The sequence below is a fragment of the Pelagibius sp. genome, from assembly GCF_965227505.1.
Taxonomy (GTDB): Bacteria; Pseudomonadota; Alphaproteobacteria; order Kiloniellales; family Kiloniellaceae; genus Pelagibius.
Window position 1 is genome coordinate 502585 of the sequence record NZ_OZ245757.1, and the last position, 26289, is coordinate 528873.

Below are 26289 nucleotides of genomic sequence, written 5' to 3' on the forward strand. Positions count from 1 at the left end.
CCTCTCCCTAGTCCCGCAGCGAGACTTCGCGCAGGCCGTCGGCCAGCAGGTTGAACCCCAGGACCAGCGAGGAAATGGCGATGCAGGGGAAGATCGCCATATGCGGCATGAACTGGATGAAGGCCCTGGCTTCGGTGATCATCTTACCCCAGTCCGGATCGGGCGGCGGCAGGCCGAGACCGAGGAAGCCCAGCGTTCCGATGGTGATGATGACGTAACCCAGACGCAGGCAGCCGTCGACGATGAGCGGCCCCCGCGCGTTCGGCAGGATCTCGACCAGCATGATGCGCCAGGGCGATTCGCCGCGGGTTTCCGCCGCAAAGACGTACTCCCGGTTCCGCAGGTCCAGCACCAGTCCGCGCACGATACGCATGATGCCGGGGGCAGATGCGAAAGTGACGGCGATGATGATGTTGATACCCGAAGCGCCGATGGTCGCGATGATGATGATGTAGAGGACCAGCACCGGGAAAGAGAGGATCACGTTGGCAATGAACGACAGCACGTCGTCGGTGAGGCCGCGGCGATAGCCGGCCGCGAGGCCCATGGGAATCCCCACGGCATAGGCGCAGAGGGTCGCCAGCGGCGCATAGAGCAGCACCTGGCGCGACCCGTGAATGATCCGCGACAGGATGTCCCGGCCCAACTGGTCGGTTCCCAGCCAGTGGATGCCGCTGCCGTCGAGCGCGGGACCGCCCGGCAAGGTCATCGGCGCCCCGGTCGCATTGGGCGGGAACGGCGCAATGACGTCGGCGAGGATCGCGACGACCGCCCAGAAGACGATGATACCGAGCCCGACCATGCCGACCCAGCTTTCGCGGATCAGCGCGACGGCCTTGATCAGCCGCAGCAGCGAGGATTCCCGGCGCATCGGCGATATGGCTTGTTCCGTCATCGCGCCCTCCTAGCTGAACCGGATACGGGGGTTGAGATAGGTGTAGCCGATGTCGGCCAGCGTCTGGGTGCCCACCGCCACGAAGACCGCCACCATGGCGCAGGCTTCGATCAGGAAGATGTCCTGATTCAGCGAGGCCTCCAGGAGCAGCGATCCGAAGCCTTTGTAGGCGAAGAAGACCTCCACCACGATCACGCCGGAAAGCAGCCAGTTGATCTGCAGCATGATCACCGTAAAGGGCGCGATCAGCGCGTTGCGCAGCGCGTGCTTGCGGATCACCGTGCCATAGGGCAGCCCTTTCAGAACCGCCGTGCGGATGTAGTGGGTCATCATGACCTCGGCCATGGATGCGCGGGTCATCCGCGCAATGTATCCGAAGTCGTAGAGCACGAGGACCATGATCGGCAGGATCAGCTGGGTCCAGTCGAATCCCGAGGACATGGAACTGGTGCCGGGAAGCCCCCAGCCGATGACCTGCGGCAAGTAGAAGACAAAGAGAGCGGACAAAAGCGGAGCGGAAGCAAACTCCGGGACCGAGGTGGTCACGATGGAACCGACGGAGATCGTCCGGTCCGTGCCGGACCCTTCGCGCATACCCGCCAGGACGCCCAGAAACAGCCCGATGAGGGAGGCGATCAACAGCGCCCAGAACCCGAGTATTGCGGTATTCCAGATCCGCTCCGGCAGGATCTCCGAAACCGGAACCTTGAACCGCACCGAATCCCCGAAGTCCCCGACCACCGCATTGCCGAGCCAGCGCGCGTAGCGCACCGGCAGAGGATCGAAGTAGCCGTTGTTCTCCAGCCAGATTTCACGCTGCTGCTCGGAGCTGTAGGCGCCCAGCACCTTGACGGCCACGCCTTCGACGTTGATCTCCAGCAGCAGGAACAAAAGGAGCGACACGACGAGCATGGTCAACACCATGGTCCCGATGCGTCGCGCAATGAATATCAGCATCGCTTCCTAGCCTTCCCGTCCCCCGACGCGGCCCCCCGGCTGTTGTCTGCGCTCTCTGGCCGTCCCGGTCATACGAAGCGGTGGCGCGGCGCTGCCCCGCCACAAAAAGAAAGGGGCCGCAACGTCCCTCCGTTGCGGCCCCATAAGCCTCACGCCAGCCAGACTGTATTGAACTGGTGATAGCGTGTCGGATGGGTGCTGTAGCCCTTCACGTTCTCCCGCGCGGCGGTAAAGACCGAGCGGAAGAAAGGCTGCACCATGACGGCGTCGTCCTGAAGGATCTGCTCGACCTTCACCATGGCCTTGCGCCGTTCCTCAACATCCAGGATCGACTCGGCAGCCTCGAGCGCCGCGTCGAACTCCGGGTTGCTGTAGCTCGACTCGTTCCAGGGCACGCCCGAACGGTACGCCAGCGCCAGCGCCATGGTGCCGAGCGGGCGGTGGGTCCAGGAGGTGATGCTGAAGGGTGCCTTGTCCCAGACTTCCCAATACTGCGCCGCCGGCATCACGTTGATGTTGATGTCGATCCCGGCTTCGGCGACCTGTTCCTTCAGCACCTGCAGGGAGTCCTGTTCCCAGGTGCCTTCGGTGTTGCCGACGTTACAGGTGACCTTGATGCCGTCCGCATAGCCGGCTTCCGCCAGCAGGGCCTTGGCCTTTGCCACGTCCCGCTTCAGCGGCGGCAGTTCCGCATACTCCGGGTGCACCTGGGAAACATGGTGGTTTTCGCCCATCGCCCCGAGGCTGCGGTAGGCCAGCTTCAGGATCTGATCGTTGTCGGCGGCGGCAACCATCGCCTTGCGCACCAGCGGGTTGTCGAAGGGGGCTTCCGTCACCTTCATGCGGATCACGCCGGTCTGGGCCGTGACGACCTGGGAAATGAAGACGCCCGGGACCCGCTCTGCGATCTCGATCGTGGAGATGTCGAGGTTGTAGAGCGCATCGACCTGACCCGAGGCGAGCGCAGCAATGCCCGCCGAAGCATCCTGGCCGGTGTCGATGTAATGGATCTCGTCGAGATAGACCTCACCGCCCCAGTAGGGCTCGCTGCGCTTGCGCAGCACGCACTTCTCGCCGACCGCGAAATCGGCCAGTTCGAAAGCGCCGGTGCCCACCGGGTTCTTGGAGAGATCGCCGCCGTCCTTCGTGAAGTTCCGGTGCACGATCGCCGTCGGGTAGTTGTAGAGGTTCTCCGGCATCGAAAGGACCGGGGAATTCAGGCGGACGCGCACAGTGTGGTCGTCGACCTTTTCGACCGCGCCCTCGGTCATGCGCTTGCCCATCTTGGGATTGCCGCTGTCGTCCTTCTCGCCGGTGTCGTAGTCCTCGGTCATGGCGGAGAACAGGCCGAGGTTAGACGATCCCGTCGCCGGATCGAGCCAGCGGGTGAAGTTGAAAACGACGTCGTCGGCATTGAAGTCGTCGCCGTTGCTCCACTTCACGCCTCTGCGCAGGTTGAAGGTCCAGGTCTTCAGATCGTCCGAGGCTTCCCAGCTCTCGGCCAGATAGGGCCGCGTGATGTTGTCGTTGCCGGTGATCGTCAGGTACTCGACGATATGGCGCGCTTGGTTGGACATCTCGGTCCAGTCGTAGGTGGCCGGGTCGACCATCTGCTGGACCTGCATGGCAACCCGCAACACGCCGCCCTGCTTCGGCGTTTCCGCCGCCGCTTCCTTGAACAGCCCGCCGGTCGGATCGCCGGCAAAGGCATAAGCCGAGGCGGCCGAGACGCCGAGGAAGGCGCTGAGGCGCACGAATTCACGGCGATCCATTTTGCCGCTCTCGAACTGCTCGCAGAGCGTCTTCACGCCCGGATGCAGCGGCTTGCCGTTGATGGTCTCTAGCTTTTTACTCATATGCATGTCTCCCTGGTGATCTTGTTCAGAGCCCGCCGGCGGCCGCGCGTAATCAGCCCGTGGCCCAGTCTGGTCCAGATGATCGCCCACCGTCCCTCATTAAATCTACCTGTGCGCGTTCCATCCGTGTGAACTCCACAAGCAAAATCTACAATGCGGATTGGTGGAATCCTCTCATATCCGTGCTCAAGTGCTCCCAAATCGGACTGCCGCTACCCGACGGGCAGAACAAACGATATGGCTGTCGCCGCGCTGGAGAATATCAGTCGCGTCGGATGACGGTGCTTTCGTTGCCGTTTGCCGCCGTTCCGCGGCGCCCACCGTTAACGCCCTTGCCCTCTCCGCTGGACTGACTCTGTCAGCGGGTATCCGCAAAGCCCGGTTTTTCCCTGTTCCTCAAAAAAGCTTCTCTTTGTTGTGCCGCCACTACGCTTCCCTAGGCGGCCTGTTGGCTCGTTTTTCTCGTTTTCAACCAAAAGCCTAGCAAACTTTATCGTCGCCCGAAACCCGCGAGTTGTAGGTTTGCGACAGTCACTGGGCCATAAGCGACCCTCCTCCGGCCTGGGCCCACCGCCGGGCGGGACCGTCCTGCCGCCTCGGCCTCGCCTGCAGGTTGGCGCTTAGCGGCTCTCGGTTGTAACCACCTGGACTTCGCTCTCCAACGTCCGGTGGACAGGACAGCGGTCCGCAATTTCCACCATCCGCTGGCGCTGTCGGTCATCCAGGTCGCCGGTGATTTCGATCCGTCTCTCGATACGGTCGATCTTGCCCTCTTTGGTTTCGCACTCCGCGCAGTCGACGGCGTGAATCTTTTCGTGTGTGAGGGTCACCCGCACCTTCTCGAGCGGCAGCTTCTTGTGCTCGGCATAGAGCCGCAGCGTCATGGAGGTGCAGGCCCCCAGTCCCGCCAGCACAAGATCGTAAGGTGACGGGCCGGACTCCAGGCCGCCGTAGCTCTCCGGCTCGTCGGCACGCAAGCGGTGCGGCCCGGCTGCGATCGCCTGGGTGAAGCGGCCTTCCCCGGTTTCCTCCACCACCACGGTGCCTTCAGCGGCCCGTGGCGCGTCTGCACTGCCATCACCGCCCAGGTAACGCGCCGCCCAGGCGCCCAGCACGTTGGCAACGTAGATCGCATCTTCCTTGCGGCTAAGCAGATGATCGGCGTCATCCAGCGAGACAAAGCTCTTGGGATGCTTGGCCGCCATGAAGATCTTACCGGCGTTCTCGATGCCCACTGTCTGGTCCCGGGGTGCGTGAAACACGATGAGCGCCTTCTTCATGTCGGCGATCGCGGCTTCCAGACGCTGTGCTTCGATGTCCTCCAGAAACTGCTTCTTGATGCGGAACGGCCGCCCCACCAACAAGACTTCGGCCTCGCCGGCCGCTTCGATCTCCGCGCGCGCCTCGGTGAAGTGGTGCGCGACATGGGCCGGTTCGGCAGGGGCGCCGATGGTGGCCACGGCGACGGCCTCGGGCACCTGGCCGGCAGCGGCCAGCACCGCCGCCCCGCCCAGGCTGTGGCCGATGATCAGCTTCGGGGCCGCCCGCGTCTCGCGCAGGTAGTCCGCTGCCCGCACCAGATCGCCCACATTCGAGGAGAAATTGGTGTTGGCAAAGTCGCCTTCGCTGGCGCCAAGCCCCGTGAAATCGAACCGCAGCACCGCGATGCCCTGGTCTGCCAAAGCGCCGGCGATGCGCGCGGCGGCAAAGATGTCCTTGGTGCAGGTAAAGCAGTGGGCGAACAAGGCATAGGCGCGCGGCGGACCCACCGGAAGTTCCAGGCGCGCGGCCAGCATCTCTCCGCCCGATCCCGGAAAGGTCAGTTTCTCGCTCTTCATACCCAGTCTCCCGTCATGCGTGATCGCGAAAGTACCCTATGCCCCGGACGGCGGCGCACCCCAGCGCCCGCGGCGGGGCGGATCGGACCATGGCGCCTGTGTTTTTGGCAAGGCCATCGTCCCGGCGCGGCAAAACCGGATGGGATCGGCCGCGGCGCTCGACTATGGTCCGGCTGTCCCGCTTCACGGGCGAGGCCGGCCACAGCCGCAGCGATGCGCCGGACACAGGAAAACCAGGTTCAGCAACTCTTCAGGAAGCCACGCATGAGCACCACCGGTGACCCTTCAAGCCCCGGACTCCCTCCCGACGAGCGCATCGAGATCATCGAGAAGACGACGCCCTTCAAGGGCTACTTCCGGGTCGACCGTTACCGACTGCGCCACCGCAAGTTCGACGGCGGCTGGACTGACGAGATGGCCCGGGAGATTTTCGAACGCGGCCATGCCGCCGCGGTCCTGCTCTACGATCCGACGCTGGATCACGTGGTTTTGATCGAGCAGTTCCGGCTCGGCGCCCACACCGCCGGCCTGGAGCCCTGGCTGATCGAGGTCGTAGCGGGGATCATCGACCCCGGGGAAACCGCCGAGGCGGTGGTGCGCCGCGAAGCGGTCGAGGAGGCCGGCTGCGCGATCACGGCGCTCCATCCCATCGGTCGGTTTCTGGCCACGCCGGGCGGCTCCTCGGAGAGCCTGGAGATCTTCTGCGGCCGGGTCGATGCCTCCAAGGCCGGCGGGATCCACGGGCTCGACCACGAAGGCGAGGATATCCGCGTGCTGCCCATCAGCCGCGCGGCCGCCCAGCAGAAGCTGGCCGAGGGGGCGATCGTCAACATGACCGCGGTGGTGGCCCTGCAATGGCTGGCCTTGAATTACACTGAACTTATGCGTATTTGGAAATAATCTACGGCGCTATAGTGCTAATAGGGCCGGCTTGCTGCGCTTTGCCGCGCCGCGGGGCGGATCTGCACGGCGGTCAACCTCTCCCAGGGCTGGGATTCACACGTCTGGGGAAGCCAACAAGGAAGACAGAGACATGGATGTCTGCGATGGATTTGTCGGTGCCATCGGCAATACGCCCCTCATTCGGCTGCGCAAGCTCTCCGAGGAGACCGGCTGCGAGATCCTGGGCAAGGCGGAGTTCCTTAACCCCGGCGGTTCGGTGAAAGACCGCGCGGCCTGGGCCATCATCAAAGATGCCGAGGAAAGCGGAGCCCTGCGCCCCGGCGGGACCATCGTCGAGGGCACTGCCGGCAACACCGGCATCGGCCTGGCGTTGGTGGGCCGCGCCCGCGGCTACCGCACGGTGATCGTGATCCCCGATACCCAGAGCCAGGAGAAAAAGGACATCCTGCGCATCTCCGGCGCCGAGCTGCGCGAAGTGCCTGCCGTGCCCTACCGCGATCCGGAGAACTACGTGCATGTCTCCGAGCGGCTTGCCAAGGAACTGTCGGAGAACGATCCGAACGGAGCGATCTGGGCCCAGCAGTTCGACAATACGGCCAACCGGCGCGGCCATTACGAGACGACAGGGCCGGAGATCTGGGATCAGACCGACGGCATGGTGGACGGCTTTGTCTGTGCCGTCGGCACCGGCGGGACCCTGGCGGGCGTCTCCGCCGCGCTGAAAGAGCGCAACAAGAACGTCGCCATTGGCTTGGCAGACCCGATGGGCGCGGCGCTTTACCACTACTATGCCCACGGTGAATTGAAGGCCGAGGGCAGTTCCATCAGCGAAGGCATCGGTCAGGGCCGCATCACCGCCAATCTGGAAGCAGCCGAGATCGACCACCCCTTCCAGATCCCGGACAGCGAGGCGATCCCCGTGGTCTTCGATCTGCTGGAGCACGAGGGGCTCTGCCTCGGCGCTTCCAGTGGCATCAACGTGGCCGGCGCGGTCCGGCTCGCCAAGGCATTGGGGCCCGGCCATCGAATCGTTACAATTCTCTGCGATGGCGGAATGCGCTATCAAAGCAAGCTTTTCAATCCGGCGTTCCTGCGCGAAAAAGGTCTGCCGGTGCCGGAATGGCTGTCCTGGCGGGGCTGAAACGTCGGTCCTGCGCGGCCTTCCAGCCTCCGCACCGGCCCGATAACGGCCCGGCAAAGGGGCCCCGGCAAGGGAAGGAATGACGAGGACGATGGACCTGCTTTTTCGTGACGATCCCTATCTGAAGTCCTGCGAGGCGACGGTTGTCTCCGCGGGGCCGGAAGGGCTGCGACTGGACCGCACGGTTTTCTATCCCATGGGCGGCGGCCAGCCGGGCGACTGCGGCCGCCTCAGCCTTGCCGACGGTTCCACGCTCAGGGTCGTCGACACCCGCAAGGGCGAGACCCACGAAGACGTCGTTCATGTTCTCGAGGAGGGGACCGCCCCGCCCGCCCCCGGCACCGCCGTCACCGCTGAGATCGACTGGGAGCGGCGTCACCGCCTGATGCGGATGCACACCTGCCTGCACCTGCTGTGCTCCGTCGTCACCGGCGAGGTCACCGGCGGCCAGATCGGCGACGGCAAGGGCCGGCTGGATTTCAATCTGCCGGACACCCAGCTCGACAAGGAAGGGATTACAGCAGCGCTCAACCGCCTGATCGAGGAGAACCACCCGGTGGCCTCGCGCTGGATCAGCGACGACGACCTGGCGACCCAGCCGGATCTGGTGCGCACCATGTCGGTCAAGCCGCCGAGTGGAACCGGGCGTGTGCGTCTGCTGGATATTGCCGGGGTCGATCTGCAGCCCTGCGGCGGCACCCACGTCGCCCGCACCGGGGAGATCGGCAAGGTCCGGGTCGGGAAAATCGAGAACAAGGGGCGGCAGAACCGCCGTGTGAACATCCTCTTCGATGACTGACGGCGCGCCAGCCGCAAACACCCGAGATGAGCAAAACGAGGCAGGAAGCTATGGTGGACTTTGACAGAGAGGCACTGGTCAGCACCGAGTGGCTGGCCGAAAACATGAAGGCGCCGGACCTGCGGATCGTCGACGGCAGCTATTACCTGCCGAACGAGGGCCTCGACCCGCGCCGCGAGTTCGAGGCGCAGCACATCCCGGGCGCGGTGTTCTTCGACATTGACGAAATCAGCGATCCGGACAGCGATCTGCCGCATATGCTGCCGCCCCCGCATATCTTCTCCTCCAAGGTAAGGCGTCTCGGGCTCGGCGACGGTCTGCGGATCGTGATCTACGATCAGCGCGGCATCTGGAGCGCGCCGCGCGTCTGGTGGACCTTCCGCTACTTCGGCCATCAGGAGGTCGCGGTGCTCGACGGCGGCCTGCCGAAATGGCTGCACGAAGGGCGCGCCGCCGAAGACGGCCCGGCGGTCAGCGAGGAGCGGCACTTCACCCCGCGAGCCAACAGCTTCCTGCTGCGCGACCGCCAGCAGCTCCTGGCCGGGCTGGACGACCGCCGCGAGCAGGTCATCGATGCGCGCCGCCGGACCCGCTTCGAGGGCAGCGAGCCGGAGCCCCGCGAGGGCATGCGCTCCGGCCACATTCCCGGCAGTCTGAACCTGCCGTTCACCGAGATCGTCGACCAGACGAGCCAGACCCTGCTGGCGCCCGACGCGTTGCGCCGGCGCTTCGAGGCCGAAGGCCTGGATCTTTCCCGGCCTGTGGTGACGTCCTGCGGCTCGGGTGTGACCGCCGGCGTTCTGGCCCTGGGGCTGCACCGCCTGGGGCATCGGGAAACGGCGGTCTACGACGGTTCCTGGTCGGACTGGGGACGGCCGGGCGATACCCCTGTGGAAACCGGCCCCGCGGGGTCTGCCGACGCCTCTTCCGGGTAGAGCGAACGGTATGGATGGGCTGCGTCCCTACGAGGATGCCGATCTCGCCGGCTGCGTCGATCTCTGGCAAGGCTGCGGGCTGACGGTCTGGTACAACGACCCTGCTGCGGACATCGCCCTTTGGACGCGCAGCGACTGCGCTGAGATCTTCGTGGCGCCGGAGGACGGGCGTATCGTCGGCACCATCTGCTGCGGCCACGATGGCCACCGCGGCTGGCTTTACTACGTCGCCGTCGATCCACAGCGCCGCGGCACCGGCCTCGGTCGTCAACTCGTACACAAGGCAGAGGACTGGCTGGGCCAACAGGGCATCCGGAAGATCCAGCTGATGGTGCGCGAGACCAACCGCCCGGTGCTCGATTTCTACGCGGCGCTCGGCTATGCCCATACGCCCCGCGCCGTGATGGCGCGCTGGCTGGAACTGCCGTCCGACCCGCCCGATGGCGCCAAACTGCCGCTCGACCTGGCGGTCGCGGCGGGGCGCGACCTGAAGGTGAACTTCGTGATCACCTTCCTGCAGATGACCGAGCGCCCGCGGCTGACGCCCGTGCACCCACCGCGTCACCTGCAGGTGGCCTTGATGCGGGCCCACCGGCCGACGGTGGATTTCTACCGCTTCCTCTATCACGGGGTTGGCGCGGAGTGGAACTGGTGGTACCGCCGCCAGATGGCCGATGACGACCTGGCCGCAATCCTGGAGGACGAACGCGTCGAGGTCTTCGTGCTTTACGTCGAAGGCGTACCAGCCGGCTACTTCGAACTGGACCGACGCGAGGCGCCGGACGTCGACCTTGCCTACTTCGGCCTGCTGCCGCAGTTCGTCGGCCAGCAGTTGGGCCCCTACCTGCTCAATCAGGCGATCGAGCAGGCCTGGAGCTACGAGCCCGGCCGGCTGACCGTGAACACCAACACCATGGATCACCCCAAGGCGCTGCCGCTTTATCAGAAGTTCGGCTTCCAGCCCTACCGTCAGGAACGGCTGGTCATGCCGGACCCGCGGCTGAACGGAACCATACCGGGATAAAGACCGGGGGCCCCGCCTCTCAACCCTTCTCCTTCTCAACGACCGCGGCACGCTGCGCCGCCAGCCGGTTGAGGCGGATGGCTTCGCGGCGCTCCGGGCTACGGTAGTAGCCGCAGCCGCGGCACTGCTCCGGCGGCCGCCCCGCTTCCAGGGCCGCGTCGATCTGCCGGCGCTGCGCCAGCACCGCCTCCAGCGGCGTCAGGCCGACCTTGCCGAGACCGAAGCGGGCCGTGTCCTTCACCATGCAGCAACTGGCGATGGCGCCGTGGCGGTCAATGTAGAGAGCGCCCTTGACCCAGGGGCAGCCGTGCTCCGCGGCAAAGCGCCGTCCCATCTCGATGTAGAAGTGGCGCGTCCTGCGGGTCTGCGCCAGCATGGCGCCGATCGCCGGCGTCCCCTGGACCACCTGCCGCAGGCGCTGGCCATCCGCCGGACCCAGCAGGCGGGCCTCCATCGCCTTGTCGTAAACTCCGGTATAGCTCTCCATCCGGTTCAGGGGCTGGATGGTCGCGCCGCCGTCCATCTTCAGCGCGCGGTACAGCGCAGCGACATCCGGCAAAGTATCGATGGTGTCCTTGAGAACGGTGACCGCAAAGCCGACGGTGGGGCGCTGCAGGCCGCGTTCATCGCGCGCTGCCAGCAGTCTGGAGATCCCCGCCTTCACCTTTTTCAAGGTTCCGCCGCGGATCTCCTGAAAGGCCGCATCGTCAGGCGATTCGATGGAAACGTAGATCGCCTCCATCCCGACGTCGAGGATCGCCGCCACCCGTTCCTCCGACAGCAGGCTTCCGTTGGTTATCATGGAGAGGCGGATACCGCGCGCCCGCGCCTCGCGCGCCATGTCGAAGAAACCCCTGTGCAGCAGCGGCTCGCCCTCGCCCTGCAACTCGATGTGCTCGAGGTCCGGCAGACTGTCCAGCAGCCGCTCGAAGTCACCCGCATCGAAGTCGCTCTGGTCCATCTGGCGACCGCTGCAGAAGCCGCAGGTGAAGTTGCAGCGCGTCGTTGGCTCCACCTGCACGAAGACCACCTTGTCCGGCGCTTCCGCCGCTGCGGCAGCCCCCTGGCGCTCAGCCGTTTCTTCCATCACCTCGTCCGAGTTGGTTCCTGGCCGGGGCCAGTCTACCAGATCTCCGGGACAATGCAGTCACGTCCGGCCAAGCCGGATCGCCCACAAAGAAGGGGCCGCGCGGCTTCTGCCGCGGCGGCCCCTTCTCCCCCCCAATGTGTACCTGATCAGTGATGCAGAATCTGGCTGAGGAACAGCTTGGTCCGCGAGGACTGCGGATTGTTGAAGAACTCCTCTGGCTCGTTCTCCTCGATGATCTCCCCGCCGTCCATGAAGATGACCCGGTTGGCCACCTTGCGCGCGAAACCCATTTCGTGGGTCACGCAGAGCATGGTCATGCCGCTCTCCGCGAGACTCACCATCACGTCCAAGACCTCGGAAATCATCTCGGGGTCGAGCGCCGAGGTCGGCTCGTCGAAGAGCATGATGCGCGGGTTCATGCAGAGGGAGCGGGCGATGGCCACGCGCTGCTGCTGGCCGCCGGAGAGCTGGCCCGGGTACTTTGCGGCCTGCTCCGGGATCTTCACCCGCTCCAGGTACTGCATGGCGACCTCTTCGGCGTCCTTCTTCGGCATCTTGCGCACCCAGATCGGCGCCAGGGTGCAGTTCTCCATCACCGTCAGGTGCGGAAAGAGATTGAAGTGCTGAAACACCATGCCGACCTCGCGGCGGATCTCGGCGATGTTCTTCAGGTCGTTGGTGAGCTCGATGTCATCGACGATGATCTTGCCCCTCTGGTGTTCCTCCAGACGGTTGATGCAGCGGATCATGGTCGATTTCCCGGAGCCCGAGGGTCCGCAGATGACGATTCGTTCCCCCCGGTTGACCGTCAGGTTGATGTCCTTCAAGACATGGAAGTCGCCATACCACTTGTGCATGCCGAGAATTTGGATCGCCACCTCATCGGAGATCGACATTTGCGTGGCAGCAGCATCTGACATCCCAGTTAACCTCCTCGTTCGGTCCGCACCCTGGCACCCATCCAGTGGGGCCTGTTTCAGCCGGCGCCTTTGCTAGCGCTTGTGGCCGGTGTGCAGCTTCTTTTCCAGATAGATCGAATAGCGCGACATGCCGAAGCAGCAGATGAAGAACAGGATCGCCGTGAAAACGTAGACCTCCCAGGCGAGACCCTGCCACTTGGCATCGGACAGCGCGGCACGCCCGACGCCCAGGGCGTCGGTCAGACCGATGATAATGACCAGCGTGGTGTCCTTGAAGAGCCCGACGAAGGTGTTGACGATGCCGGGGATCGAGATCTTCAGGGCCTGGGGCAGAACCACGAGACGCATGGACTGCCAGTAGCGCAGCCCCATGGCATCGGCGGCCTCGGTCTGACCCTTGGGGATCGCCTGCAGACCGCCGCGCACCACCTCGGCGATGTAGGCCGCCGAGAAAATGGTGACCATGATCAGCACCCGCAGCACCAGATCGAACGTGGTCCCCGGCGGCAGGAAGTAGTTGAGCATCGTCGAGGCGACGAACAGCAGTGCAATCAGCGGCACGCCGCGGATGAACTCGATGAACATCACGCAGAGCGTGCGCACGATCGGCATGTTGGATCGCCGGCCCAGGGCCAAAAGGATGCCAAGCGGCAGCGACGCGGCAATGCCGGTAACCCCGATCACGACGTTCAGCGTGAAACCGCCGATCTTGCTGGTTTCAACCGGCTCCAGCCCCAGACCACCGACCAGCAGGAAGTAACCGATGAAGGGAAACAGGCAGGAGTAGATCAGCCAGCGGGAACGGAACGGCGCCTTGTCCCAGAGAATGGGTACCAGCGCCAGAAGGAAGAGGACCGCCAGCAGATCGACCCGCCAGCGCAGGTGCTCGGGGTAGAATCCGTACATGAACTGCCCGAAGCGGACATCGACGAGGGCCCAGCAGGCGCCCTGCCCCTGTTCCCGGCACTCGGCCCGGGACCCCGCATCCCAGACCGCGTCAAAGAACGCCCATTGCAACGCACCCGGTACAATCAGGTAGAGCAGGTAGATTGAAACCAGGGTGAGCGCGATGTTTAGCGGCGAGCTGAACAGGTGCTTGCGCATCCACACGATCGGCCCGTGGGTTGCCATGGGCGGCGGCAGGTCGGGGTGGGTTCCGGGCTCGTAGCGTTCGGTGGTGTCCGTCATCGCACCGCCCTCCTCAGCGTTCCACCAGCGCGATGCGCCGGTTGTACCAGTTCATGAAGGCCGAGATCATCAATGAGATGGTCAGGTAGATCGACAGCACGATGATCATGACCTCCATCTCCTTGCCCGTCTGGTTCAGGGTGATGCCGCCGAAAGTCGCCATGATGTCCATGTAACCGATGGCGATGGCGAGGGAGGAGTTCTTGGTCAGGTTCAGATACTGGCTGGTCAGCGGCGGCACGATGACCCTGAGCGCCTGCGGAATGATGATGAGGCGCATCGTCCAGTTGGGTTTGATGCCCAGGGCGAAGGCCGCCTCTGTCTGGCCGTGGCTCACGGCCTGGATGCCGGCGCGCACGATCTCGGCGATGAAGGCCGCGGTATAGATCGACAGGGCGAACCAGAGCGCGACATACTCTGGCGGCAATGACATACCGCCGCTGATGTTGAACCGGCCCATCTCCGGCATCTCGAGAGTCACCGGCATGCCAGCGGCGAAGAAGGCCAGCAGCGGCAGGCCGACGATGGCGGCGACGCCGATGGAGAACACGGGATAGATCTGCCCGGTGGCTTCCTGGTGCTTCTTGGCCCAGCGGCTGAAGACGATGACGCCGGCGAGCGCGGCCAGGAACGCCAAGACCACCAGCGAAAAACCGTCCTCAAAAACCGGCTTCGGAACCTGGAAACCCCTATTTGAGAGAAACACGCCCTCGGTCGGGGTGAGCGCCTCCCTAACGGGGGGCAGGGTGTGCACGATCACCGCATGCCAGAGCAGGATCTGCACCAGCACCGGGACGTTGCGCGTAAACTCGATGTAGCAGTAGACGATGCGGTTGATCAGCCAGTTGCTGGACAGGCGCAACACACCCAGGATGAAGCCCAGGATGGTGGCGAAGATGCAACCCGTCACGGCGATCAGCCCGGTGTTCAGCAGCCCGACGACGCCGGCCCTGAAATGGGTATCGCGCGAATCGTAAGGGATAAGCGTCTGATTGATGTCGTAGCCGGCCGGCGCCTGCAGGAACGCGAAGCCGAAGGTCTTGCCCAGGGCCTCCAGGTTCTGCACCGCGTTGGTGGCCAGAAAAGCCAACAGCATGAACATCCCGGCGACCACCAGAATCTGCGTAATGACAGCCCGGTAGCGCTTGTCGGACCAAAGCCGACCCAGCGTCATCTGTTGTGAATCTTGTTCGATTGCGGCCATGGCTTCACCCCGCTGCGATGCCCGCGCGCGTCAGGGAGTCCCGAGGCTCCCGCGCCAAAAAGAAATGGGCAGGGAATACGCCAGCACGGTTGCCAGCGTATCCCAAGCCCACTTCATGCGTTGCGCGCTTAGCGCATCGGCGGTGCGTAGATCAGACCACCGTCGGTGTAGAGCGCATTGATGCCACGCTCCAGGCCAATCGGCGTTTCCGAGCCGATATAGCGCTCGAAAACCTCGCCATAGTTGCCGACCTGGCTGATGACGTTGTAGGCCCACTTCGCATCGAGGCCCAGCATGCCGCCGAGGTCACCCTCAGAGCCCAGCAGACGCGCAACTTCGGGATTGTTGCTGGCGCCACCGGCCATCTCGTCGACGTTCTCGGAGGTCACGCCGTATTCTTCGGCGTTGATCATGGCGTTCAGCGTCCAGCGGACGACGTCGCCCCACTGCTCATCACCCTGACGCACGAGCGGACCCAGCGGCTCCTTGGAGATGATCTCCGGCAGAACGATATGGTCGCCCGGGTTGTCGAAGGCGGCGCGGCTGGCGGCCAGACCGGAAGCATCCGTCGTGTAGACATCGCAGCGGCCGGCCAGATAGTTGGTGCGCGCTTCTTCGTTGGTTTCGATCGGCACCGGCTCGTAGTTCATGTTGTTGGTGCGGAAGAAGTCCGCCAGGTTGAGCTCGGTGGTGGTGCCGGTCTGGATGCAGACTGAGGCGCCGTCAAGCTCGCTGGCGCTGCCGACACCAAGTCCCTTCGGAATCATGAAGCCCTGGCCGTCGTAGTAGTTCACGCCGATGAACGTGAAGCCAAGATCGACGTCGCGGCTGAACGTCCAGGTGGTGTTGCGGGCCAGCATGTCGATTTCGCCGGAAGCCAGCGCCGTGAAGCGCGTCTTGCCGGTGGTCGGCGTGTACTTCACCTTGCTGGAATCGCCAAACACAGCAGCGGCAACGGCCTGGCAGACCGAGGGATCAAAGCCCCGCCAGTTGCCGGCATCATCGGTGAAGGAGAAACCGGGGACACCGGTCGACACACCGCATTGCACAAAACCCTTCGCGCGGACGTCGTCCAAAGTGCTTGCGGCAGCGCCGGTGGCACCGACGGCAGTGATTGCGCCGGCCGCGAGCAATACCTTCAGTGTAGACATGGAAAGACCTTCCCTGCTGTTCGTCGTTTATTGTCTTGTAGCGAACCCCGGTCCCGCTCTGACTGCCTGTTATTGTTAACTTTTCAGGCTCCCTGCGGGGCGCGTGAGCACTCGCATGGGCGAACCATGTCTCACTCGCCAAGGAAAGGCAACAGGTTGCAGGAGGCCGCGAGGCAAAAAATGACCGGCCTCCCTGGATTCTTCCGGCCTCGACAGGCAGCGCAGCCGCGCGCGCCCCGAGGTGGTTGGCCGGGCGGTTGGCCGGGCGGCTGGTCGGCGGGCCTCAGCCAGCCACCGAAACGCCGAAGGGCGCGCCGGCGACCACAGGGGGTGACCAGACCCTTGGCGCTTGGATTTCGCGGCCCGATGGGCGACCTTTAGCCGAAGTCCCCGCAGTTGCGGGACCTCTCCGCCCCGACCACAACCACATCAAAGGCAAATCGGAAGGCCGCACCCTATGAGCAAAGGCGAAAAGCGCCGACCTGAAACCCTCCTGGCCCACCTCGGGCGCGACCCCAGTGCCCATTTCGGGACCGTGAACACGCCCGTCTACCACGCTTCCACACTGATCCGGGAGAGCGTGGACGCGCACGAGGAGGCGGGGCGGAATCGCTGGGTGAAGGGAAAAAGTTCCTATGGCCGGAGCGGTACGCCCACCACCTTCGCCTTCGAGGAGACGGTCGCCGCGCTCGAGGGGGCCTATGGGGCGATCGCTTTGTCCTCGGGCCTGCAGGCGATCGCGGTCTCCCTGATGGCCTTCGCCAAGGCCGGCAGCCATGTCCTGGTTCCGGATTCCATCTACTATCCGGGCCGCAAGATCTGTGAGGATCTGCTGCGCGAGAACGGGGTCGAAACGACCTTCTACGACCCGCGCATCGGCGGCGGCATCGCCGCCCTGATCCGGAACAACACGGTGATGGTCTATCTGGAGTCCCCCGGTTCGCTGACCTTCGAGGTTCAGGATGTCCCGGCCATCGCAGAGGCCGCCCGCGCCGCCGGCGTGGTGACTGCGATCGACAACACCTGGGCAACCCCGCTGTTCTTCCGGCCGCTCGATCACGGCATCGACATCGCCCTGCATGCGGCGACCAAGTATATGGTCGGACACTCCGATGCGATGCTGGGAGTCATCGCCACGCGGGAGGAGCACTATGAACGCCTGCGGCGCACCAGCCAGCAGCTGGGCTGCGCCGCGGCCCCCGATGACCTCTACCTCGGCCTGCGCGGCCTCAGAACGCTGGCCGTGCGCCTCGACCGCCATCAGGAGAACGCGCTGCGTCTGGCCGCCTGGCTGCGGCAGCGCCCGGAGGTGGACCGCATTCTCTATCCCGCCCTGCCGGAGAGCCCCGATCACGCGATCTGGAAGCGCGACTATCGCGGCGCCAGCGGACTGTTCGGCGTCGTGATGAAGCCCTGCGCGCGTTCCTCCGTGGTGGCGATGATCGACGGGATGGAGTACTTCGGCATCGGCGCCAGTTGGGGCGGCTACGAAAGCCTGATGTTGCTCACCGACCCGCGCCCGATCCGCACGGCGACGGTCTGGACGGACCCGGGCCCGGTGGTGCGCATCCATGCGGGCCTGGAACACAGTGACGACCTGATCGCCGATCTCGAAGCGGGCCTCGACCGTTTGAATGCGGCCGAGGATACTCTTGCCGCGCGGGCCGGATAATCCTGGCATCCCGGCCTGGATCCCTGACGTGGATCGCAGCCATACAGAATGGAACAACGCATCATGACATCACCGGCAGCGAAGATCGAAGAGGCTGTCACCTTCAACGACCAGGGCCTTGTCCTGGCCATCGCCCAGCAGCACGACAGCGGCGAGGTGCTGATGGCCGCCTGGATGAACCGGGAGGCTTTGGCCGAGACGCTGGAAAGCGGCCAGGTCTGTTACTGGTCGCGCTCCCGCCAAAGCCTCTGGCGCAAAGGCGAGTCTTCCGGCCAGACGCAAAAGCTGATCGAACTGCGCATCGACTGCGACGGCGACTCCCTGCTGCTGCGCGTCGACCAGAAGGGCGTCGCCTGCCACACGGGCCGGCGGTCCTGTTTCTACCGCGCCATCGACAAAGGCGGCGACATGAAGGAACTGCTGCCGGTCGTCGTGGACCCCAAAGCTCTCTATGGGCGTTGAGTCCCGATGATGGCCCGGGCCCTGTGCCGCCGGCCGCTTGCCGCGATGGTCTGGCTCGCTGGGATGCTTTGGCTTGCCGGGGTGTCGGCCGGTCCCGGCACAGCCGCGGCGGAAACCGTGACGCTTTTCGCGGCTGCCAGCACCACGGATGCGGTCAACGACATCGCCGAGGCCTTTGCGGCGGAAACCGGCGGGTCGATCCGCCCGGTGGTCGCCGCCTCCTCCACCCTGGCACGCCAGATTGGCCAGGGCGCGCCGGCGGACCTCTACCTTTCCGCCAACGTGCGCTGGATGGACCATCTCGCAGAGCAGGACCTGATCGAACGACAGAGCCGGCTGACCTTGCTGTCCAACCGGCTGGTCCTGGCCGCCCCGGGCGACTCCGACCTTCATGTCACCCTCTCGCGGGACGTGGACCTGGCCGCGAAACTCGGCGACGGGCGCATCGCCATCGGCGACCCGGCCCACGTGCCGGCGGGCATCTACGCCCAACAGGCTTTGGAGGCGCTCGGCCTGTGGCAGGACCTGACCGGCAAGCTTGCCCAGACCGCCAACGTCCGCGCCGCCCTCGCCCTGGTCGAGCGCGGCGAGGCGCTTGCCGGGATCGTCTACGCGACCGACGCCGCCATTTCCAGACGCGTCAGGGTCGTCGACATCTTTCCGGCCGCGGTCACGCCGGAGATCAGCTATCCCCTGGCCATCGTCGCCGGGCGCGACCGGCCGGCGGTCCGCCGGGTCTTCGAATACCTGCAGGGTGAAGCAGCGGCAGCGATCTTTCGCAGGCACGGCTTTACAGTGGCGCCCCCGGGAAGCTAAAGGGCTGGGACCTGTTGCCGACTGATTTGCCGGAACCATGCTCGAACTGACGCCGCTGGAAAGCGAAGCCCTCCGCCTCAGCCTGCGCGTGGCCTTCTGGGCCGTGCTGGTCAGCCTGCCGTTCGGGCTCGCCATCGCCTGGCTGCTGCAGCGCTACGAGTTCTACGGCAAGACCCTCCTCAACGGCCTTGTCCATCTGCCGCTGGTCCTGCCGCCGGTGGTGGTCGGCTATCTGCTGCTCCTGCTCCTCGGGCGACGGGGACCGCTGGGCACCTGGCTCTATGAAAACCTCGGCATCACATTGCCCTTTACCTGGGAGGGCGCCGCCCTGGCCGCCGCGGTCATGGCCTTTCCGCTGATGGTCCGGGCGATCCGCCTTTCCATCGAAAGCGTCGATCAGAACCTCGAAACCGCCGGCCGCACCCTGGGCGCCTCACGCGCGGCGGTCTTCTTTACGATCACCCTTCCCCTTATCGCGCCCGGGATCCTCACCGGCTGCGTGCTTGCCTTTGCGCGGAGCCTCGGCGAGTTCGGCGCAACCATCACCTTCGCCTCCAACATTCCGGGCGAAACGCGGACCCTGCCCTTGGCGCTCTACAGCTTGATCCAGACACCGGAGGGAGAGGCGGGAGCGTTGCGGCTGGCCGTTCTCTCTGTGCTGCTGTCGTTGGCCGCGCTCGGCGCATCCGAACTCCTCGCCCGGCGCCTGCGCGCCCGGCTGGCCGCTTAGCGACCGGGGCCGCCGGCATGACCAGACAGCTGGAAGTCGATGTCGCACGCCGCCTGGGCGAACTGCAGCTCGAAGCGCGGTTTTCCTGCGCGGCGGCCGGCATCACCGCCGTGTTCGGGCGCTCCGGCGCCGGCAAGACGTCCCTGGTGAACATGCTGGCCGGGCTGCTGAAACCTGAACGCGGACGCATCGCCCTCAACGGCGTAACACTGTTCGACTCCGATGCCGGTATCGATGTGCCCATCGAACGCCGGCGCCTTGGCTATGTGTTTCAGGAGGGGCGCCTCTTCCCCCATCTCTCCGTGCGCGGCAACCTCGCATACGGGCTCAAGCGCGTCCCCAGGGCCGAGCGGCGCATCGAACTCGACGAGGTGGTCGCGCTGCTGGACATCGAGGATCTTCTGGAACGCCGCCCCAGCGCACTCTCGGGCGGAGAGAAGCAGCGCGTGGCCCTGGGCCGTGCGCTTCTGGCCAACCCCAAGCTCCTGCTGATGGACGAACCGCTGGCGGCGCTGGACCAGCCGCGCAAGGAAGAGATCCTGCCGTTCATCGAACGCCTGCGCGACGAGATGGCCATGCCCATCGTCTATGTCAGCCACTCCATGCAGGAGATCGTGCGCCTGGCCGACACGCTGGTGCTGATCTCCAAAGGCAGGGTCGAGGCTGTCGGCAGCGTCGAGGACCTCACAAGCCGTCTCGACCTGCGGCCGCTGACCGGGCGCTACGAAGCCGGCGCTGTCCTGACGACGGCCGTGGCGGGCCAGGACAAGGCCTTCGGACTGACCGAACTGCGCTTCGCAGGCGGCCGGCTGCGGGTGCCGCACCTGAACCTGCCCCTGGGACAGAGCCTGCGAGTCCGCATCCGCGCGCGCGATGTCTCGATTGCCCTCTCCAAACCTGAAAACACAAGCATTCTCAATATGATCGAATGCACTGTTCAGGCAATTGGGGAAGAACGGAGCCCACAGGTCGACCTGCAGCTTGACGCCGGCGGGGCGGCGATCTGGGCCCGCATCACGGCGCGCTCCTGCCGCGCCCTGGACCTGCGCCCGGGCCTGAAGGTCTTTGCCTTGATCAAGAGCGTCGCGATCGACCGCCAGAGCCTGGGACGGCGCGACCGGGCCGAGCGCTTCCTGGCCGAAGACCAATGAATTGCGCGACAACCTTCGCGGATTTTGCTAATATGGTTAACAAGATCTGCAGGTGCCCGCCATTTGTCACAGTTCCGACGGCAGGGAGCGCGCTTTAATCATGTCCATGCATACATTGAACGAACTCACGATTCATCGCGCGCGGGTGCTTCGCGAGCTGGACCAGCTCAGCCGCACGGAGGCCGAGGCCAGCGTGTCGGAGTTGGACGAAGAGATCATCTCCCGCCCGGCCAACACGCCCGATGAGGGGTTCGCAAAGCTGGAGCTGGCGCGTGATCTGGCTGCGATCGACGGCTGTCCCAATGTCGTAAAGCTGATCGAGGGCGCTCTGCTGGCGCTCAGGCACTAGGCTGGCCCCGAGGCACTGAAAGGCATTCACCAGGAGGCACTTCGGCGCCAAGGCCGAACTGGGAGCGGCCAAAGCCCGGCATCAGCGCGTGTTCGTTTTCGACCTGCAAGTCCCCAAACCGCCGCCGGACCCTCCTGCTCCGGTGCCGCCACCTCCCGGTCCGTTTCCCGACACGCCGCCCGACGTGGAGCCGCCCGACGTCGAGCCGCCCGACGTCGAGCCACCGCCGGAATGGCCGCCGGGGGTCCCCGACGAACCGCCTGCCCCGCCGCCGAGCGGTCCGGCCCGGCCAACCCACCCAGTGCACGGCGAGCCCCCAGCCGGCCTGCCGTTCGTCCGAAATCACCAAGGGCTGCACTTCCGGCGGGCTTTCGCTAGAATGAGGTTGACGACCCCTCTCAGGCAATCCACGTAAGGGCCATGAAAAAGCATGATATCCTGATCGAACCGTGGCGCGGCGATACCGAGTCGAAGACGCGGCGCGGCACCACCGAGTTCCGCTGGACCGTCTCCTACGAGAAGGACGGGCGCTTCTATGCGCAGGGTTTCGCCGACTCCCACGCCGAGGCGCGCGCGGCGGCCGAAGCCTATCTGAAGGAGCAGGGCATCGATCTGAACTGGCAGTCCGGGCCCAGTGAGTCGGCAAAGCTCCTCAAGCCACGGTCGAAGCCGGCGGTGGTGCGCGGCCTGCGCTGAGCCACACCCTAGCCGCAGGGTGCCGAGATAAAGGCCCTGCGATCGGGACAGCAGCCCGGGCATTGGCGGCATGACGGACCGCAATATCAGCCAGCCGGCCTCCTGAGTTTCCCAGTCCTTTCGAGCCGTCCACCGGCTCCACAAGTCCATGAGAATTCTTTTGCTCTTGCACCTGCTCTCAGAGCGGGGCCGGCCGACTCTGCCTAACCCTCCCGGCTTAGTCCGGAATTCGCGGTTGCGGCGCATCGGCGTTCGGCCAAAAATCGCTCTCGGAGTCTTAGCGAAAGCGTTTATCCGGGACAGGAACGCGGGGGGCGAAACATGAACCGTGCCGAGGGGCCTTTTTGCATCTTCACCGCCGGCGGCTGCCGCCGCTGTGGAGGGCAGCAATGAGATACGCTCTGCGCTGGCCTGCCCTACGGTGGCCTCCGATGCGATTGCATGCCATGCGGTGGTTTGGCGCCACGACCCTTCTCGTCCTCCTCGCCGCCTGCAGCACGCCGCGGGACTTCACGGTCTACCAGGAGACCATCGGCGAATTCCAGACGGCGACCGACAGAACGGCTTCGGTCGCCCTGGACTACGTGCAGGGCATCAACACCTTCGAGCGGGGTTTCGAACTGAAGCTGCTGCGCGAAGACCCCGATCGTCCGCTCAACATCTCCAAGCTCTCGGAGCCCATTCTCTCGCCGGAGGCGATTTCTGCGCGCGACCGGGCCTTCGGGGTCCTCAAGCAGTACACACAGATGCTTGCGTCGCTTGCCGCCAGCGATGCCAGCGAGCGGTGGAAAGCAGCGAGCGAACGGGCCAAGGCTTCAGCGGATACCCTGCTGACGGACCTCAACGCCAACAGCGGCGTCCTCGGCAACCTGCCGATCACCGGCATCACGAGCCCGCTGAAGACCATTTCCGATGCCATTGCGACCGAGATCATCAACGCCAGGCGTACCGCCGCGCTTGACGCTGCAATCGGCAAGGCCGCACCGGCGATCCAAGACATCTCGGCCACTCTGCGCGACGACCTGGCCTTCGTGGTTCGCCAGCGCGATTCGGTCAAGCAGTTGGAGATCGCCGAACTCACCATCAGCTACGCCCAGGCGCAGGAGGCGAACAACAACGCCGCGCGTCTGAACACACTCACGAAGATCGACCAGGCACTGCAGGCACGCACACAAAGCCTCTCGACGCTTCAGGGCCTCTTGCAGACCCTCGACCAGTTCGATGCCGCACACGATGCGCTCGTGCGCTATGCGATCTCCGATAAGGGCCCGCAGGAGCTTTCCGACCTTGTATCGATCGTACGCAGCTACGCGGATTCCGCCGAGGAGGTGTTCGAGTCCTTCAAGGAAGTGAGCGAGGCAAGACGTTGAGCGAAGCCGCCGCGACTTAACGGAAACCGGTCCGGGCGAAGGAGAGCGCGCCCGTCCAGGTGTTCCGCCTGCGATCGCAGAGGGGAGAAAACGATGCCGGATGTGAAAGCGAACAAGGCCCTGCGGGACGGGCTCTACAAGTGCTTTGAGGAAATCGTGCAGAAAGCCATGCGGCCGGACATCCCGATTCCGCAACGCCAGGCCCTGCTGAACCGCTCGCAGGAGCTGCGCGCGCAGTGGGTCGAGCTTGAGGCCGCCCGGTTCAACAACGCCGCCGCCGGAATCGCTTCTTCACAGACCAGAATCCTGGATGCCGTCACCGACCTGCGCCAGGCGACCAAGGAACTGGATGACGCGATCAGGATCGCGGAGAAGGCCACAAAGGTTTTTGGATTACTCGATAAGCTATTGAAAAAAGCTGTGAAATTCGCGGCCCTTTGATCTGACGGACAGCGATCCGAGGACCCCGCAAGACGGCACGGGCTGCCGCCGGATCGGGGACTCCACCCTGCGCCCCCGGGAGAGACAGCGATGGCAAGAGATGCGGAGTTCCAGCTGGGACTGGTCATGGCGGGCGCGGTTTCCGCCGGCGCCTACACCGCAGGCGTGATGGACTTCCTGATCGAAGCCCTGGACGCCTACTACAGCGAGCGCGACCGGCCGGACTGGGACGGCCCACGCCATGACGTGAAGGTGCCGGTGCTGGCAGGCGCCTCGGCCGGCGGCATGACCTCGGCGATCTCCGCCGTCCACTTCATGCATGCAATGGACCATCAGCGCCCCGGCAGCGATGCAACCAGCCCAACCCGCAACCGGCTCTACGATTCCTGGGTCCGCCAGATCGACATCGAGAAGCTTCTCGGGCAAAGCGACCTGGCGCAGCGCCCGGCTCTGGTTTCCCTCTTGGACTCCAGCGCGCTCCAGGGCATCGCCAGGGACTCATTGGAGATGGCCGGCAAACGGTTCAAACGGCCCTGGGTCGGCGATCCCCTGGCCATCTTTCTCACCGTGGCGAACCTGCGCGGCGTGCCCTACGGCTTCAAGCTGTTCGGCACTCGCAGCGAAGACTCCTACGGCATGACCAACCACATGGATGCCATGCGCTTCGCGGTCGCCTGGGATGCCGAGGCGCCGGCCGGGTTCCGCCCCTTGCTGCCGCAGGACTGTCCGAACGGGCATTGGCCCGACCTGGCCCGGGCCGCGCTTGCGACCGGGGCCTTTCCCGTCGGCCTCAGCCCCCAGGTGCTGTCTCGCCCGCTTGCCGACTACTTCGACCGCCCCGACCGCCGCGACCCGGACTTCGGGCCGGCACGGCCGGACCCCTACGAGTTCGTCTGTGTGGATGGCGGCCTGATGAACAACGAACCCCTGGAGCTTGCGCGCCGGCATCTCTTCGGCGGCACGGGAGAACATGAACACAGCGCGGGCGAGGAGGCCCAGCGCGCGGTGGTCATGATCGACCCCTTCCCCAACCGGATCGACTTCAAGGCAAAGGCCGACAACAGCGACCGCATGGTGCCGGTGGTCCTCAAGATGTTCGGCGCCCTCGTCAACCAGGCGCGCTTCAAGCCGGAGGAACTGGCCCTTGCCGAAAGCTCCGACAACTACTCGCGCTTCATGATTTCGCCTTCCCGCCGCAACGCCGACGGCCGGCAGACCAGGCACGCCATCGCTTCTTCCACGCTGGAGGGTTTCGGCGGGTTCTTCGAGGAGTCGTTCCGCCGCCACGACTACCTGCTTGGCCGCCAGAACTGCCGCTCCTTCCTGCGGCGCTATCTGGCGCTGCCGCAGACCAATCCCCTCTTCGACGCCATGACGCCCGAACAGAAGGCCGCCTGGCATGTCCGCGACCGCAACGGCGAGGTCCGCAGGGTCGCGGATTCCAGCGGCACGATGCATCCGGCCTTGCCGGTGATTCCCCTGAACCCGGACCTGGCGCGCGACGAGCCGATCCCACCGCAGGACAGGCCGCGCCGCGAGCGCGTGGCGACGGCACGGATCCGGGCGCAGGTGCGCAGCCGCATCGGCGCCCTCGGCGAGATCGCCATCGACCAGGACCTGGAGCCGGTTTTCGGCGGCCGTGCGGGCCCCCTTTTGCGCTGCGCCGCAAAGCTGGTTTTGAGAATCTCTCTGAAGGGCCGGCTGACCGACAAGGTCATGGATCAGATCGACAAGCGCCTCAAGCCGCTCGACAACTTCGACCAGGCGGGTCAGCCTTAGATCGGCCCAGCGATAGCGCGGATCGGTGGCGGCTTGGGTCGGCTTGGCCTTCGCCCTATATAGGAAAGAGAACACATCCGAGGCTGCGATCGCTATGCCCTAGGAGCGCAGCCCCCGCTTTACTGAAGCCTGGACCGAAGCCTGGAGATCCCGCCGCAATGACCCGCCTGCCCGCCGCCTCAGGACCCGGAAAACGTCTCGTGACCGCAGCCGCAGTGACGCTGATCTGTGTAGTCCTGGCGGCCTGCAGCGCGCCCTCGGGCTCCTCCTTCGGGCATCCCGATTCCCTGCGCGCCGGGCCCTTCTGGGAGCGCAACGATCAACGCGACCGTTAGCCGACCCGCAGCCGCGCTGCGCCCGCAGCGGTGCGCCCGTTCGGACAGAATTCAGGCTCATTCAGAAAACCGGGCACCGTTCCCGAGGGAATGGCGCGCCCGGCAGGATTCGAACCTGCGACCTACGGATTAGAAGTCCGTTGCTCTATCCAGCTGAGCTACGGGCGCTCACGGGTGGGAACGCGCCGGCGACAAGCCAAGACCGGCGCTAGTGGGTCCAGCGACCCTTACGATCATACTTGAAGTTATCCGAATAAGCCTTTGGCTTTATTTTTCTTTCTCGAGGCTTTTCGACACTGTACATCAGGCCTTCAGCCTTGGCGTAGGCGATCGCCTCCTCCAGGCTGTCGAAGCTGAGTCGCAGCTGGGAGCGGGTATCCGCCGAGGAAGTCCAGCCCATCAGCGGCTCGACCTGCCGCGCCGCCGTCGGCTCGAACTCCATCATCCAGACACTCGTCCGCGCGCGGCCCGACTGCATTGCCGTTTTCGGGGGCTGATAGATCCGTACCTGCATGGTCGATCGGCTCTCGCTTCTCAAAGGACGGCGGTTCCCGCGGAGCCGCCTGCAAATCGCGCGCATGATAGCC

26 protein-coding genes and 1 tRNA gene are annotated in these 26289 nt (G+C 65.1%); 16 read left to right on the forward strand and 11 right to left on the reverse strand.

Features of this window, described 5'->3' with window-relative positions; genetic code table 11:
• Nucleotides 1-7 precede the first annotated feature (7 nt).
• From ACO06P_RS02355 to ACO06P_RS02370, 4 genes are all read right to left on the reverse strand, one after another.
• Nucleotides 8-895 (reverse strand): ABC transporter permease, encoded by an 888-nt coding sequence (locus tag ACO06P_RS02355; protein ID WP_420348409.1) that lies wholly within the window; start codon nt 893-895, stop codon nt 8-10.
• Between the two features lie 9 nt (nt 896-904).
• On the reverse strand, nt 905-1852 hold the full coding sequence (locus ACO06P_RS02360; RefSeq protein ID WP_420348410.1) for an ABC transporter permease: 948 nt from the start codon (nt 1850-1852) through the stop codon (nt 905-907).
• A 149-nt stretch (nt 1853-2001) separates the two neighbouring features.
• Entirely contained in the window at nt 2002-3708 is a 1707-nt protein-coding gene (locus ACO06P_RS02365) for an ABC transporter substrate-binding protein (protein ID WP_420348411.1), read from the reverse strand.
• Nucleotides 3709-4328: 620 nt separating this feature from the next.
• On the reverse strand, nt 4329-5546 hold the full coding sequence (locus ACO06P_RS02370; RefSeq protein ID WP_420348412.1) for an alpha/beta fold hydrolase: 1218 nt from the start codon (nt 5544-5546) through the stop codon (nt 4329-4331).
• A gap of 264 nt (nt 5547-5810) precedes the next feature.
• Here ACO06P_RS02370 and ACO06P_RS02375 point away from each other — a divergent pair, with 264 nt between their 5' ends.
• From ACO06P_RS02375 to ACO06P_RS02395, 5 genes are all read left to right on the forward strand, one after another.
• Complete coding sequence (locus tag ACO06P_RS02375; protein WP_420348413.1) at nt 5811-6446, forward strand: NUDIX domain-containing protein; 636 nt, start codon at nt 5811-5813, stop codon at nt 6444-6446.
• A 133-nt stretch (nt 6447-6579) separates the two neighbouring features.
• Nucleotides 6580-7590 carry a cysteine synthase A gene (locus ACO06P_RS02380; protein ID WP_420348414.1) on the forward strand — a complete coding sequence of 337 codons (1011 nt, stop codon included), beginning with the start codon at nt 6580-6582 and terminating at the stop codon, nt 7588-7590.
• A gap of 91 nt (nt 7591-7681) precedes the next feature.
• Entirely contained in the window at nt 7682-8389 is a 708-nt protein-coding gene (locus ACO06P_RS02385; RefSeq protein ID WP_420348415.1) for an alanyl-tRNA editing protein, read from the forward strand.
• Nucleotides 8390-8439: 50 nt separating this feature from the next.
• Complete coding sequence (sseA, locus tag ACO06P_RS02390) at nt 8440-9324, forward strand: 3-mercaptopyruvate sulfurtransferase (RefSeq protein WP_420348416.1); 885 nt, start codon at nt 8440-8442, stop codon at nt 9322-9324.
• A gap of 10 nt (nt 9325-9334) precedes the next feature.
• Entirely contained in the window at nt 9335-10348 is a 1014-nt protein-coding gene (locus ACO06P_RS02395; RefSeq protein ID WP_420348417.1) for a GNAT family acetyltransferase, read from the forward strand.
• 19 nt (nt 10349-10367) lie between these two features.
• On the opposite strand, the gene ACO06P_RS02400 is transcribed toward ACO06P_RS02395, so the two are convergent.
• From ACO06P_RS02400 to ACO06P_RS02420, 5 genes are all read right to left on the reverse strand, one after another.
• Nucleotides 10368-11435, reverse strand: a complete 1068-nt coding sequence (locus ACO06P_RS02400) for a radical SAM protein (RefSeq protein WP_420348418.1) — start codon at nt 11433-11435, stop codon at nt 10368-10370.
• A gap of 149 nt (nt 11436-11584) precedes the next feature.
• Nucleotides 11585-12358 carry an amino acid ABC transporter ATP-binding protein gene (locus tag ACO06P_RS02405; protein WP_420348419.1) on the reverse strand — a complete coding sequence of 258 codons (774 nt, stop codon included), beginning with the start codon at nt 12356-12358 and terminating at the stop codon, nt 11585-11587.
• 72 nt (nt 12359-12430) lie between these two features.
• On the reverse strand, nt 12431-13546 hold the full coding sequence (locus ACO06P_RS02410) for an amino acid ABC transporter permease (protein ID WP_420348420.1): 1116 nt from the start codon (nt 13544-13546) through the stop codon (nt 12431-12433).
• 13 nt (nt 13547-13559) lie between these two features.
• Complete coding sequence (locus ACO06P_RS02415) at nt 13560-14720, reverse strand: amino acid ABC transporter permease (protein WP_420348421.1); 1161 nt, start codon at nt 14718-14720, stop codon at nt 13560-13562.
• 158 nt (nt 14721-14878) lie between these two features.
• On the reverse strand, nt 14879-15901 hold the full coding sequence (locus ACO06P_RS02420) for an amino acid ABC transporter substrate-binding protein (RefSeq protein WP_420348422.1): 1023 nt from the start codon (nt 15899-15901) through the stop codon (nt 14879-14881).
• 457 nt (nt 15902-16358) lie between these two features.
• Between ACO06P_RS02420 and metC the strand changes: the two genes are divergently transcribed.
• The 11 genes from metC to ACO06P_RS02475 all read left to right on the forward strand — a co-directional run bounded on the left by metC (nt 16359) and on the right by ACO06P_RS02475 (nt 25702).
• On the forward strand, nt 16359-17573 hold the full coding sequence (gene metC, locus ACO06P_RS02425; RefSeq protein WP_420348423.1) for a cystathionine beta-lyase: 1215 nt from the start codon (nt 16359-16361) through the stop codon (nt 17571-17573).
• A 48-nt stretch (nt 17574-17621) separates the two neighbouring features.
• Nucleotides 17622-18035, forward strand: coding sequence for a phosphoribosyl-AMP cyclohydrolase (hisI, locus tag ACO06P_RS02430; protein WP_420348424.1), 414 nt, complete (start codon nt 17622-17624; stop codon nt 18033-18035).
• A gap of 63 nt (nt 18036-18098) precedes the next feature.
• Complete coding sequence (modA, locus tag ACO06P_RS02435; RefSeq protein ID WP_420348425.1) at nt 18099-18851, forward strand: molybdate ABC transporter substrate-binding protein; 753 nt, start codon at nt 18099-18101, stop codon at nt 18849-18851.
• A gap of 37 nt (nt 18852-18888) precedes the next feature.
• Nucleotides 18889-19581 carry a molybdate ABC transporter permease subunit gene (gene modB, locus ACO06P_RS02440; protein ID WP_420348426.1) on the forward strand — a complete coding sequence of 231 codons (693 nt, stop codon included), beginning with the start codon at nt 18889-18891 and terminating at the stop codon, nt 19579-19581.
• 17 nt (nt 19582-19598) lie between these two features.
• Nucleotides 19599-20732, forward strand: coding sequence for a molybdenum ABC transporter ATP-binding protein (modC, locus tag ACO06P_RS02445; protein ID WP_420348427.1), 1134 nt, complete (start codon nt 19599-19601; stop codon nt 20730-20732).
• Between the two features lie 100 nt (nt 20733-20832).
• On the forward strand, nt 20833-21081 hold the full coding sequence (locus tag ACO06P_RS02450) for a hypothetical protein (protein ID WP_420348428.1): 249 nt from the start codon (nt 20833-20835) through the stop codon (nt 21079-21081).
• A 420-nt stretch (nt 21082-21501) separates the two neighbouring features.
• Complete coding sequence (locus tag ACO06P_RS02455) at nt 21502-21777, forward strand: hypothetical protein (protein ID WP_420348429.1); 276 nt, start codon at nt 21502-21504, stop codon at nt 21775-21777.
• Between the two features lie 446 nt (nt 21778-22223).
• Entirely contained in the window at nt 22224-23147 is a 924-nt protein-coding gene (locus tag ACO06P_RS02460) for a hypothetical protein (protein ID WP_420348430.1), read from the forward strand.
• 93 nt (nt 23148-23240) lie between these two features.
• Nucleotides 23241-23588 (forward strand): hypothetical protein, encoded by a 348-nt coding sequence (locus ACO06P_RS02465; RefSeq protein WP_420348431.1) that lies wholly within the window; start codon nt 23241-23243, stop codon nt 23586-23588.
• 90 nt (nt 23589-23678) lie between these two features.
• Nucleotides 23679-25367, forward strand: a complete 1689-nt coding sequence (locus ACO06P_RS02470; protein ID WP_420348432.1) for a patatin-like phospholipase family protein — start codon at nt 23679-23681, stop codon at nt 25365-25367.
• Between the two features lie 200 nt (nt 25368-25567).
• On the forward strand, nt 25568-25702 hold the full coding sequence (locus tag ACO06P_RS02475; protein WP_420348433.1) for a hypothetical protein: 135 nt from the start codon (nt 25568-25570) through the stop codon (nt 25700-25702).
• 91 nt (nt 25703-25793) lie between these two features.
• Here ACO06P_RS02475 and ACO06P_RS02480 read toward each other — a convergent pair.
• Nucleotides 25794-25870 (reverse strand) — tRNA-Arg (locus tag ACO06P_RS02480).
• A gap of 40 nt (nt 25871-25910) precedes the next feature.
• On the reverse strand, nt 25911-26216 hold the full coding sequence (locus ACO06P_RS02485) for an ETC complex I subunit (RefSeq protein WP_420348434.1): 306 nt from the start codon (nt 26214-26216) through the stop codon (nt 25911-25913).
• Nucleotides 26217-26289: the final 73 nt, after the last annotated feature.